General features: G+C 41.5%; 11 protein-coding genes. 5 read left to right on the top strand and 6 right to left on the bottom strand.

Annotated features, from left to right (window positions below):
• Window positions 1-67 precede the first annotated feature (67 nt).
• The gene (locus tag HNW13_RS22105) at window positions 68-934 is read left to right on the top strand and encodes a LysR substrate-binding domain-containing protein (protein WP_192116444.1); all 867 of its coding nucleotides are present in this window, start codon (window positions 68-70) and stop codon (window positions 932-934) included.
• Here HNW13_RS22105 and HNW13_RS22100 read toward each other — a convergent pair whose 3' ends face one another.
• From HNW13_RS22100 to rpmH, 6 genes are all read right to left on the bottom strand, one after another.
• Window positions 935-1,549 carry a 3'-5' exonuclease gene (locus HNW13_RS22100; RefSeq protein ID WP_101087360.1) on the bottom strand — a complete coding sequence of 205 codons (615 nt, stop codon included), beginning with the start codon at window positions 1,547-1,549 and terminating at the stop codon, window positions 935-937.
• Window positions 1,550-1,574: 25 nt separating this feature from the next.
• Window positions 1,575-2,936, bottom strand: a complete 1,362-nt coding sequence (gene mnmE, locus HNW13_RS22095) for a tRNA uridine-5-carboxymethylaminomethyl(34) synthesis GTPase MnmE (RefSeq protein ID WP_192116445.1) — start codon at window positions 2,934-2,936, stop codon at window positions 1,575-1,577.
• An 81-nt stretch (window positions 2,937-3,017) separates the two neighbouring features.
• Entirely contained in the window at window positions 3,018-4,646 is a 1,629-nt protein-coding gene (gene yidC, locus HNW13_RS22090; protein ID WP_162024243.1) for a membrane protein insertase YidC, read from the bottom strand.
• 3 nt (window positions 4,647-4,649) lie between these two features.
• A complete protein-coding gene (gene yidD / locus HNW13_RS22085; RefSeq protein ID WP_011639469.1) occupies window positions 4,650-4,904 on the bottom strand; it encodes a membrane protein insertion efficiency factor YidD in 255 nt (84 codons plus the stop codon).
• Window positions 4,871-5,227 (bottom strand): ribonuclease P protein component, encoded by a 357-nt coding sequence (rnpA, locus tag HNW13_RS22080; RefSeq protein ID WP_192116446.1) that lies wholly within the window; start codon window positions 5,225-5,227, stop codon window positions 4,871-4,873. The genes yidD and rnpA overlap by 34 nt, the downstream gene beginning before the upstream one ends.
• Before the next feature lie 12 nt (window positions 5,228-5,239).
• A complete protein-coding gene (rpmH, locus tag HNW13_RS22075) occupies window positions 5,240-5,377 on the bottom strand; it encodes a 50S ribosomal protein L34 (RefSeq protein ID WP_006083827.1) in 138 nt (45 codons plus the stop codon).
• 445 nt (window positions 5,378-5,822) lie between these two features.
• On the opposite strand from rpmH, the gene dnaA reads away from it, so the two are divergent.
• The 4 genes from dnaA to gyrB all read left to right on the top strand — a co-directional run bounded on the left by dnaA (window position 5,823) and on the right by gyrB (window position 11,932).
• Entirely contained in the window at window positions 5,823-7,208 is a 1,386-nt protein-coding gene (dnaA, locus tag HNW13_RS22070) for a chromosomal replication initiator protein DnaA (protein ID WP_011635493.1), read from the top strand.
• Window positions 7,209-7,227: 19 nt separating this feature from the next.
• Complete coding sequence (gene dnaN / locus HNW13_RS22065; protein WP_101087363.1) at window positions 7,228-8,328, top strand: DNA polymerase III subunit beta; 1,101 nt, start codon at window positions 7,228-7,230, stop codon at window positions 8,326-8,328.
• Between the two features lie 88 nt (window positions 8,329-8,416).
• Complete coding sequence (gene recF, locus HNW13_RS22060) at window positions 8,417-9,499, top strand: DNA replication/repair protein RecF (protein WP_162021954.1); 1,083 nt, start codon at window positions 8,417-8,419, stop codon at window positions 9,497-9,499.
• Between the two features lie 15 nt (window positions 9,500-9,514).
• The gene (gene gyrB, locus HNW13_RS22055; protein ID WP_101087365.1) at window positions 9,515-11,932 is read left to right on the top strand and encodes a DNA topoisomerase (ATP-hydrolyzing) subunit B; all 2,418 of its coding nucleotides are present in this window, start codon (window positions 9,515-9,517) and stop codon (window positions 11,930-11,932) included.
• The last annotated feature ends 99 nt before the right edge of the window (window positions 11,933-12,031 follow it).

The raw sequence follows: 12,031 nt of genomic DNA, 5'->3' as shown, positions 1-12,031 counted from the left end.
ATTGTATTTGTTTATCATAGAATGATAATTAGCTTATTTTGCAAATGACTTTTACGAGAATGTAATAATGATGAAGTGGGAAGGCATTTTTGAATTTGTGGCTGTGGCCGAAACTGACAGTTTTACAGTGGCTGGCAAGCGTTTGAGTATTTCTACCGCGCAAGTGAGTCGACAGATTAGTCAGCTTGAAAACCGTTTAAACACCAAATTATTTTATCGCACCACCCGCAAAGTATCGTTAACCGAAGAAGGTACGGTTTATTATCAGCATTGTCGCCAAGTATTAAACAGTCTTGATGAAGCAGAACGTGCTATTTCAAGCTTAAAAGATAAGCCACAAGGACTGATTAGAATTACTGCACCAGTGACTTACGGTGAAAAGTTTATCATGCCGATAGTGATTGATTTTATGCAGCAATATCCTGATATTGAAGTGATTTGTGAGCTGACTAATCAGCAACTTGACTTAGTGGATGGTGGTTATGATTTGGCTATTAGGTTAGGGCGGTTAACTAATTCTACTATGATGGCAAAGCGGCTTACGAGTCGCAGCCAATATGTGTGCGCAGCCCCGAGTTATATCGCTAAATACGGTACGCCTTATGCGTTATCGGAGTTAAGTCAGCATAATTGTTTAATCGGCAGTCAGTCTCATTGGCATTTTGTTGAGCAAGGTAAACCCAAGGCGGTAAAAGTGCATGGATCTTTAGCCTGTAGTAGTGGTTTAAGTTTATTAAATGCGGCTATTTGTGGTTTGGGGATTGTGCAGTTACCGGGATATTACGTCAATGATGCTATTACTGAAGGGGAGTTAGTGGTATTGCTGGCACCTTTTCAACAACCTAAAGAAGGTATTTGGGCTTTGTATCCGCATAATCGCCATTTATCACCCAAAGTGAGATTGCTGGTCGATAAGTTATCGCAAGAGTTGTAACTAGCTCATCGTTCGCAAATAACGCGCAATTTGCGCTTTTGGTAGGCTGGATATTTTATTGATCATATCAATGGTAATAGCTTGCTTGGGCAGCTGTAGTTGTAATAGATCTATTTGATGTAACCATAAATGGCTGGTCATGGTGGCATCGGCTAAAGCGCGGTGAAACACACCATCGTTAGGTAACTGGTGATGATCTACAAGCGTGCCAAGCTTATGGTTGGGAGCATCTTGGCTTATCCGCCTTGATAATAATAACGAGCAAGCAAACTGACCAGTGTAATACAGTTTGCTATGGCTAAACTCAGCATCGAGAAACTTTTTATCAAAGCTGGCATTGTGTGCCACCAAATTAAAACCATCAATAAACTTAGCAAACTGCCCCATGACTTGTTTGGACGCAGGGGCATGTTTAAGCATATCGTTACTAATACCAGTGTATTGCTCAATAAAACTATTGACTCGCCGACCAGGATTAATCAATTCCTGAAAAGTATCGACTATTTGACCATTAACTAACTTAACCGCACCAATTTCTATGGCTCGGTCACCGTTATCTGGTGATAATCCTGTGGTTTCAAAGTCGAGTATCACGACGTGATTGGCGAGTTTCATCAATTTACACCTATTTATCTATACACTATTTACCAATACAGAATGAGCCAAAAATCTTGCCCAATAGATCATCTGAGGTGAATTTACCGGTGATCTCAGATAAGGCCATTTGTGTCATGCGCAGTTCTTCTGCCAGTAACTCTCCAGCTAAATACACTTCAAGTTGTTCTTTACCCAGTTGTAAGTGATTTGCAGCAAGATCGAGTGCTTCTAAATGGCGGCGGCGGGCAATAAAACCACCTTCTAAGTTACTTTGGTAACCCATTAATGATTTGAGGTGTTGCTTTAACTCATCAACCCCTAAACCTGTTTTAGCTGATATCCTATAAACGCTGTAACCTTGCTCTTCGGTGTTATTTAAGGTTTCACCGGTTAGGTCAGCTTTATTACGTATCACTGTCACTCCCAGCTTTGCTGGTAGACGGTCGATAAAGTCAGGCCAAATTTCGTGCGGATCTATGGCGTCAGTTGTGGTGCCATCGACCATAAACAAGACTCTATCGGCACTGGCTATTTCTGCCCATGCGCGTTCTATGCCGATTTGTTCAACAGTGTCTAGAGTGTCTCGTAACCCTGCCGTATCGATAATGTGCAGCGGCATACCGTCTAAGTGGATGTGCTCGCGTAGTACATCGCGAGTTGTGCCTGCTATTTCAGTCACAATTGCCGATTCTTTACCGGCTAATGCATTGAGTAAGCTTGATTTACCAGCATTAGGACGGCCGGCAATCACAACTTTCATTCCTTCACGGATGATTGAACCTTGTTTGGCGCTGGCTTGCACTGTGTTTAGCTTATCGATGATTTTATATAAGGCGTTGGCAATTTTACCATCGGATAGAAAGTCGACTTCCTCATCGGGGAAATCAATCGCGGCTTCCACATATAAACGCAGGTTGGTGACTTGGTCGACAAGCTCATGAACTTCTTTTGAGAATTCACCTTGTAGTGATTGCAAGGCACTTTTTGCTGCTTGTTCACTGGTGGCGTCAATTAAGTCTGCAATCGCTTCTGCTTGAGTTAAGTCGAGTTTATCGTTCATAAAAGCTTGTTCGCTAAATTCACCTGGTCTAGCAATACGAATACCGTCTATTTCCATCACTCGCTTAATTAGCATGTCGAGTACTATTTGACCGCCATGGCCTTGCAGTTCTAGGACATCTTCGCCGGTAAATGAATTTGGTCCTTTAAAAAATAGTGCAATCCCTTGATCAATCACCTGACCGTCAGCATTGTTAAAGTCACAATATTCTGCGTAACGCGTTTTGGGTATGTGGCCAATAATCGCTGTCGCGACATTAGTGGCTAAATCACCAGAAATACGAATGATGCCTACGCCACCTCGTCCAGGGGCGGTGGCTTGTGCCACAATAGTGTCTGTTGTCACGGTATTACCTATAAAATTGATAAAGGAAAAGGCGGCTAATCAGCCGCCTTTTTAATCAGTTATACAACATTGAGCTTAGGCTTATTTTATGCCATTTTTCTCAAGGCCAGCATAAATAATTTTCTGCTGTGTGATTGCAACTAAGTTACCCACTAGCCAGTAAAGTACTAGACCTGCTGGGAACCATAAGAAGAATACGGTAAAGATAACTGGCATCCACTGCATCATTTTTACTTGCATTGGATCCATTGTTGGCGCTACCGGTTGCATTTTCTGCATCAAGAACATTGATAAGCCCATTAACAATGGCAATACATAGTATGGATCTTGGACCGATAAATCATTAATCCAAAGCATGAATGGCGCGTGGCGTAATTCATAGCTTTCTAGTAGTACCCAATATAGTGCAATGAAGATTGGCATTTGTAATAGAATAGGTAAGCAACCGCCCATAGGGTTTACTTTCTCTTTCTTATACAGCTCCATCATAGCTTGACCCATCTTTTGACGGTCATCACCAAAGCGTTCTTTCATCTCTGCCAATTTAGGCTGTAGATTACGCATTTTGGCCATAGAGGTATATTGCTTTTTAGTCAGCGGATATAGACCACCACGGACGGTGAGAGTGATCAAAATAATAGCCACACCCCAATTGCCCACAAATGATTGATAGAACATCAATAACCAATGGATTGGAATCGCTAACCACCATAAGAAACCGTAATCAACAACCAAGTTTAAGGTTTCAGAAATAGCTGAAAGCTCTTTTTGGTTTTTAGGGCCAACATAAAACTGTGAGCTAATTTCTTGAGTTGCGCCAGGAGCAATATCATATACCGCACCACGGAAACCAATATTAGCCATTCCACCAGCACTCATACTTGAGAAAATGGTGTTTGAATCTGTTGCTGGCGGCACCCAAGCTGACACAAAGTAATGTTGTAGCATTGCTGCCCAACCACCCTGTGTTACTTTAGCAAGATTTTTGTCAGCCATATCGTCAAAGTTATATTTCTCATAACGAGTATCTTGAGCCGAGAAAGCACCACCACGATAGGTTGGCATCATCATGCTGCTTTCAGATTCTTTAATCGTTTGTTTAATTTGACCATACATTTGCACTTGTAACGGTGCAGCCGAAGTATTGTTGATGCTGTAATCTACGCCGACATCATATTGACCACGGGTGAACGTAAAGGTTTTTACGTAGGTGACACCGTTGTCTGCTGTATAAGTAAATGGCACGGTTAATGTGTCTTTACCCTCAGCTAAAGAATATGAATTGGTTTGAACACTATAAGCAGCTCGACCATTGGCACTACTATCAATACCATCACGACCAATAAGTCCGCTTTGGGCGATATAAGTGAAATTGTTCTTTTGTTCTAAAATGACAAATGGGTCACTACTGTCAATTTCGCGTTTATGTTCCACTAATGCGGCATAAACTATGTCACCACCAATCGGGCTGATTTTAATATCAAGCTGATCAGTTTTAACGCTAATAAGGTTTTTATTTGCAGGTAATTCTATTGGTTCCCCAGAGATATCTGCTTCTGGAACGTCAGCACTGTGTTGTGAGGCGGCGTTAGTTTGGCTAACAGTTTGAGCTGTTGCCGGTTTTGGTGCTTTATCTGTTTGCCATTGTTGCCACATTAAAAAGCTGACAAACAGCAGACCGATTAGCAATATATTGCGTTGAGATTCCATAGCCTATTTATTACACCTGTCATTTTTAGGGGGGACGGGATCACTACCGCCGGGATGTAAAGGGTGACATTTTAATATGCGTTTCATTGCAAACCAACTACCTTTCACTGTTCCATGTGTTTTTATTGCTTCGATAGCATAATAAGAACAAGTTGGATTGAACCGACACCGCGGTCCCAATAAAGGGCTGATAAGAATTTGGTAACCACGGATAACCGTAGTTGCTAGCCATTGTAACGGCGACTGAGTTTGCGCCATAGCTTTTCTATTAATTTGTGTAGTTCTGCATTTTCCATTTCCATCACGCCATTTCTGACTAATACAACGATATCTATATCTGGGATGTCTTGTTGATGTAAACGAAAACTATCTCTTATCACACGTTTAATACGATTACGTTGGTTTGCACGTTTAACAAAACGTTTGGCCACAGTTAATCCTAAACGAGGATGTTGCTCTGAATTTGGAATTGCGAGCAGAGTTATTTCAGCAGAGGATGCTTTGATTGGATTGGAGAATACAGATTTAAATTGCGCGGGAGTTAACAAACGTAACTCCCGCGAAAAGGTATAGCTAGTCACCTAGTTATCTACTTACGCAGATAAACGAGCGCGACCTTTCGCACGGCGACGTGCAAGGACCTTACGGCCGCCTACAGTAGCCATACGAGCGCGGAAGCCGTGAGAACGCTTGCGCTTCAGGTTGCTAGGTTGAAAAGTACGTTTACTCATGATGGCAATCCGTCTTTGTTAGTGAATTTACCTTATCTCCAACATTAGAGGTAAGGGCAAAAAAGAGGCCGAATTGTAATCACTTTAAGTAGCCTCGTCAATAACGAAAGTACTTATATGACAAATTTCTGCCAATCTTTATTTGAAGCTACTATCGATTAAGCACCAGAAGATGTGGATAAGTCTGTGTACAGACACTATATCTTGTGGATCTTTCGTTGTTTCAGTAGATCAAAGAAATGCTATTATAGATCAAGGTGGATCGGTTAATAAAGCTGGATTTGCTTGAATCTTGCAATTAATGGATCGATTTTGATCTTCGCTGATCTCAGATATATACACAGAATGATCCCGCTGGGGATAATTCTTCTTTAAAGGATAGCGATCATTGTGATCTCCCTATAGAATACACCTCCTTTGATTAAAGATATTTGGGGATAAATAAGTGGCGGTTTCACTTTGGCAACAATGTATCGGCAGACTGCAAGACGAGTTATCAGCACAGCAGTTCAGTATGTGGATCCGTCCGTTACAGGCTGAAATGGATGGTGATACTTTGGTTTTGTATGCGCCAAATCGTTTTGTGCTGGATTGGGTACGCGATAAATACATCAATATCATTAATCAATTTTTTACTGAACAAATGGGCAGTAATGCACCTAAGTTACGTTTTGATATTGGTAGCCGTCCTTCCGCTCGTCCGGTTGCGCCAGCTCCTGTAGCGGCTAAGCCTGTTAATCGCCAAACTAAAGCCCAAGTAGGAACCACGTCCTTTAATACCCAGGCTGAACCGATTATTAACCCTAATCATCGCAGCAATATTAATCCTACTTACCAATTTGATAACTTCGTTGAAGGTAAATCAAACCAGTTAGGTAAAGCTGCTGCATTGCAAGTTTCTGAAAATCCTGGTGGTGCTTATAATCCGTTATTTTTATATGGCGGCACTGGTTTAGGTAAAACTCACCTTTTACACGCTGTAGGTAATGGCATTATTAAAAATAATCCCAATGCCAAAGTGGTGTATATGCATTCTGAGCGTTTTGTTCAGGACATGGTTAAAGCGCTGCAAAATAACGCGATCGAAGAATTTAAGCGTTATTACCGTAGTGTTGATGCGTTATTTATTGATGACATTCAATTTTTTGCCAATAAAGATCGTTCACAAGAAGAGTTTTTTCATACCTTTAATGCATTGTTAGAAGGTAATCATCAAATTATTTTAACCTCAGACCGTTATCCGAAAGAGATCGACGGGGTAGAGGATCGCTTAAAATCTCGCTTTGGTTGGGGCTTAACGGTTGCTATTGAGCCACCTGAATTAGAAACCCGCGTAGCGATTTTAATGCGTAAAGCACAAGAGAGCGGAATAAATCTACCTGATGAAGTGGCATTCTTTATTGCCAAGCGTTTACGTTCAAACGTACGTGAATTAGAAGGTGCACTAAACCGCGTGATTGCTAATGCTAACTTTACTGGCCGCCCAATCACTATCGACTTTGTGCGTGAAGCATTAAGAGATCTCTTGGCACTACAAGAAAAATTAGTCACTATAGATAATATTCAGAAGACTGTTGCTGAATACTACAAAATAAAAATGGCAGATATGCTGTCTAAACGCCGTTCTCGCAGTGTGGCAAGGCCTAGACAAGTGGCGATGGCGCTATCTAAAGAACTTACTAACCAAAGTTTACCGGAAATTGGTGATGCTTTTGGTGGTCGTGACCATACGACAGTATTACATGCTTGTCGTAAAATCGCCCAATTGCGCGAAGAAAGTCATGATATTAAAGAAGATTATGCTAACTTGATTAGAACTTTGTCTTCTTAATTCAGGGAATGTTGACACGATGAAATTTTCAATTGATAGGGACGCCCTATTAAAGCCGTTGCAGCTAGTGTGCGGCGCGGTAGAACGCAGACACAACTTACCTATTTTAGCCAACTTATTAGTTGAAGTTAGTGAGTCATCACTTAAGCTAACAGGCACTGATTTAGAGGTTGAGTTGGTGGGCCAAGCGGCTATTCATGGTGACATTGATATCGGTCGTACGACGGTTCCGGCTAAAAAGTTACTGGATATTGTTAAGTCATTACCAGAGCAGAGCGAATTAAAGGTCGAGCAACAAGATAATAAATGGTTATTGCGTTCAGGTCGCAGCCGTTTTTCATTGGCAACATTACCCGCCGAAGATTATCCCAACGTTGAAGAATTCCAAGCGGATATCGAATTTAGCTTAAAGCAAGGCGTGTTGAAGTCGATTATTGATTCAACTCAGTTTTCAATGGCTAACCAAGATGTACGTTACTACCTCAATGGTTTGTTATTTGAAACGGAAGGCAATGTATTACGTGCTATTGCCACCGATGGACACCGTTTAGCCTTAAGTCATCGTACGCTTGATGTTTCATTACCCGAAAAACAAGTGATTGTGCCTCGTAAAGGGGTGGTTGAAATGGCGCGCTTGCTCGACAGTGACGACCAGGACATTACCATTGCCATTGGTGATAATGCCATTAGAGCGATTACCAGTTCCGCGGTATTTACCAGTAAGCTTGTCGATGGCCGTTTCCCTGATTACCGCCGAGTGTTACCTAAGGGTGGCAATAAGGTGGTTATCGCCAGTCGTAACCAATTAAAACAAGCGTTAACTCGTGCGTCTATTCTTTCGAATGAGAAATTCCGTGGAGTACGTATTCAGCTTGAATCTGGCTTATTGAAAATAACTGCCAATAATCCTGAACAAGAAGAAGCTGAAGAGATCATTGATGTTGAATATGACTCTGATAAGCTAGAAATTGGTTTTAACGTCAGTTATCTACTTGATGTGTTAAATAACTTAGCCAGTGATGAAGTACGAATTACTTTAATTGATGGCAATTCAAGTGCCTTGATTGAGAACCACAAAGAAGAAGATTCTATGTATGTCGTGATGCCAATGCGTCTGTAATGCGTTATTGTGTTATTGCTATATGAAAGGTGCTGCAAAGCACCTTCTTTGTTTCTACCGTTTTATTGGGTTATCACAATAGGTCTTCATGAGTTTATCGCGTATTACCATAGGTTCATTTCGTAATATTACCTCAGCATCATTACAACCGGGTGATGGCTTAAATTTGATTTACGGTCAAAATGGCAGTGGCAAAACCAGTATTCTCGAAGCTATTTATTTTTTGGGTATGGGCCGTTCGTTTAGAAGCCATTTATCCCAACGTGTGATCAACCATGATGACGATAAACTGACTTTGTTTGCGCATTTAATTGATGCTGACAGAGATTGTAAAATTGGCTTACGTCGTCATCGAAGCGGTGAGATCGAAGTAAAAATTGATGGCGAGAAAGTAAAGCGTTTATCAACCCTGGCCGAAACGTTACCCATTCAAGTTATTACTCCCGAAAGTTTTTCTTTGTTGTTCGAGGGACCTAAAGCCCGCCGTCAATTTATTGATTGGGGTGCATTTCATTCTGACCCACATTTTTATCAAGCTTGGGTGAATACTAGAAAGGTATTAAAACAACGAAACCAATTACTTAGAAATCACTCTCCCTATAACCAAATACAGTTTTGGGATAAGGAGTTGGTGCGGTATGCTGAACAGGTTACCGATATACGAAATCAATATGTAGACTCGTTAAATGTGCTACTAAAGGGTATAATCGGAGTGTTTTTACCTCAGATTGATATTAAGGTTTCTTTTACTCGAGGGTGGGATAGTAAAACGGATTTTGCCCAATTACTTGAAAACCAATACTCAAGAGATTTAGCCGCTGGAAATACGGGCAGCGGCCCCCACAAAGCAGATTTACGTTTGCGCGTGGGTAATTTACCGGCGCAGGATGCGTTGTCCCGTGGACAATTAAAATTATTAGTCTGTGCACTGCGTATTGCACAGGGAAAGTTGCTCAAACAACAACTAGATAAAAATAGTATTTATCTAGTCGACGATTTACCGTCGGAGTTGGATGCACAGCATAGGCAGCTATTGCTACAGCAGTTAACCGAAACCGGTGCACAAATTTTTGTCACTGCGATCGAACCGCAAGCAATAGTCGATTCGTTATCTAGCCCTCCAAACAGGATGTTTCATGTGGAACAAGGGTTGGTAACGGTTATTGAATAACAACGAGAGATAAATATGTCAGAGAATAGTTACGATTCTTCGAGTATCAAGGTATTAAAAGGCCTTGATGCAGTCCGTAAGAGACCTGGTATGTACATTGGTGATACTGATGATGGCACAGGTCTTCATCACATGGTATTCGAAGTGGTCGATAACTCTATCGATGAAGCTTTAGCAGGCCATTGTAGTGATATCACCATTAGCATTCATTCAGATGGTTCAGTCTCAGTAAAAGACGATGGTCGTGGTATTCCTGTTTCGATACATGAAGAAGAGGGTATCTCTGCCGCTGAAGTTATTATGACCGTACTTCATGCTGGCGGTAAGTTTGATGATAACTCTTATAAAGTCTCTGGTGGTCTGCACGGTGTGGGTGTTTCGGTCGTTAATGCGTTATCGAAAAAACTACAGTTAACCATTCGTAGAGCAGGTAAAGTCTATGAGCAGTTCTATACTCATGGTGTACCCGATGCGCCTATCAAAGAAATTGGTGATGCGGTTAAAACCGGTACCGAACTCCGCTTTTGGCCAAGTGGTGACACGTTTACCAATGTTGAATTTCATTTTGAAATTTTAGCCAAACGCGTACGTGAACTATCATTCTTAAACTCAGGTGTCGGCATTCGTTTAGTTGACGAGCGCGACGGTAAAGATGAGTTCTTTAAGTATGAAGGCGGTATTAGTGCTTTTGTTGATTACTTAAACCGTAATAAAACGCCGATTAACAAAGATGTTTTCCATTTTTCTCATGAGCGCGAAGATGGTATCACCGTTGAAGTTGCGATGCAGTGGAACGATGGTTATCAAGAGAATATTTTCTGTTTTACTAATAATATTCCTCAGCGTGATGGTGGTACTCACTTAGCCGGTTTCCGTGGTGCTTTAACACGTAACTTGAACAACTACATGGAACGTGAAGGTTTTAACAAAAAAGGCAAAACTAACGCGACAGGTGACGACGCGCGCGAAGGCTTAACTGCGGTTATTTCAGTAAAAGTACCTGATCCAAAGTTTAGCTCGCAAACTAAAGACAAACTTGTGTCTAGTGAAGTGAAAAGCGCTGTTGAACAAACAATGGGTGAGCAGTTAAACGATTATCTATTAGAAAACCCAGCAGATGCTAAATTAATTGTGGGTAAAATTGTTGATGCAGCACGTGCTCGTGAAGCGGCGCGTAAAGCCCGTGAAATGACTCGTCGTAAAGGCGCACTAGATTTAGGTGGTTTGCCAGGTAAGTTAGCTGACTGCCAAGAGAAAGATCCTGGTCTTTCTGAAATATACATAGTGGAAGGGGACTCTGCTGGCGGATCAGCCAAGCAGGGACGTAATCGTAAAAACCAAGCAATTCTTCCGCTAAAGGGTAAGATCTTAAACGTAGAAAAAGCGCGTTTTGACAAGATGTTATCTTCACAAGAAGTGGCAACGCTGATTACTGCATTAGGTTGTGGCATTGGCCGCGATGAATATAATCCAGATAAGACTCGTTATCACAACATCATCATCATGACCGATGCTGACGTCGACGGCTCACACATTCGTACTTTGCTGTTGACCTTCTTCTTCCGTCAAATGCCTGAATTGATCCAACGTGGCTATATTTATATTGCTCAACCACCACTTTTCAAAGTGAAAAAAGGTAAGCAAGAACAGTATTTGAAAGATGAGCCAGCATTAACTGAGTATTTAACCACTCAAGCACTCGATGGCACCAATATTTATCCAAGCCCAGGTGCTTTTGGTATGTCTGGTGAGCCATTAGAGCGTTTAGTGGCGCAGTATCGTGAAGTTGAGCGCATTATTAAGCGCTTAGAAAAACGCTACCCAACCAACCTACTTGACCGTATGTTGTATCACCCAGAAGTGACTACTGCAGTGTTAAGTGACGAAGCGCAAATGACGGCATGGTGTAATGGCTTCATTGCAGATCTAGTAGAACGTGAAAGTAGCGGTATTATTTTTACAGCTAATGTAATGCTTGACCCTGAGCGCAAGGTTTACACTCCTAGCGTGACAATCCGCAAGCACGGTATTGATACTAACTATCTATTTGGTTATGACTTCTTCACATCATCTGATTATCAGCGTATCGCTAAGCTAGGTGCTGCATTAGAGGGGATGATTGAAGAGGGTGGTTATGTACAACGTGGCGAACGTGTTAAAGAAGTTGAAAGCTTCTTAGAAGCATTAGATTGGACTATTAGTGAAGCTAAACGCGGCCTATATATTCAACGTTATAAAGGATTGGGTGAAATGAACCCTGAACAATTGTGGGAAACTACAATGGATCCAGAATCACGTCGTATGTTACGCGTTACTATTGAAGATGCGGTTGCTGCTGATCAGCTATTTACATGTTTGATGGGTGACCAAGTTGAGCCGCGTCGTGAGTTTATTGAAACTAACGCGCTTAATGTGGCCAACTTAGACGTATAACAAAATTTTAGTGTATAAATGGGTGCCTTTGGCACCCATTTTTGTTTTTAGTGCTATGGTTATAATAGTATTTACTTAACATTTAATAAGGCTATTTAC

It is taken from the genome of Shewanella sp. BF02_Schw (assembly GCF_014596695.2).
Classification (GTDB): Bacteria; Pseudomonadota; Gammaproteobacteria; order Enterobacterales; family Shewanellaceae; genus Shewanella.
The sequence above is the reverse complement of the archived record's forward strand: the minus strand, read 5'-3'. Positions and strand labels throughout refer to the sequence as shown.

Coding starts and splice junctions, on each gene's coding strand:
- gyrB (WP_101087365.1), top strand. CDS start 9,515: ATGTCAGAGAATAGTTACGATTCTTCGAGTATCAAGGTATTAAAAGGC.
- yidD (WP_011639469.1), bottom strand. CDS start 4,904: ATGGCGCAAACTCAGTCGCCGTTACAATGGCTAGCAACTACGGTTATC.
- HNW13_RS22100 (WP_101087360.1), bottom strand. CDS start 1,549: ATGAAACTCGCCAATCACGTCGTGATACTCGACTTTGAAACCACAGGA.
- dnaN (WP_101087363.1), top strand. CDS start 7,228: ATGAAATTTTCAATTGATAGGGACGCCCTATTAAAGCCGTTGCAGCTA.
- rpmH (WP_006083827.1), bottom strand. CDS start 5,377: ATGAGTAAACGTACTTTTCAACCTAGCAACCTGAAGCGCAAGCGTTCT.
- recF (WP_162021954.1), top strand. CDS start 8,417: ATGAGTTTATCGCGTATTACCATAGGTTCATTTCGTAATATTACCTCA.
- yidC (WP_162024243.1), bottom strand. CDS start 4,646: ATGGAATCTCAACGCAATATATTGCTAATCGGTCTGCTGTTTGTCAGC.
- HNW13_RS22105 (WP_192116444.1), top strand. CDS start 68: ATGATGAAGTGGGAAGGCATTTTTGAATTTGTGGCTGTGGCCGAAACT.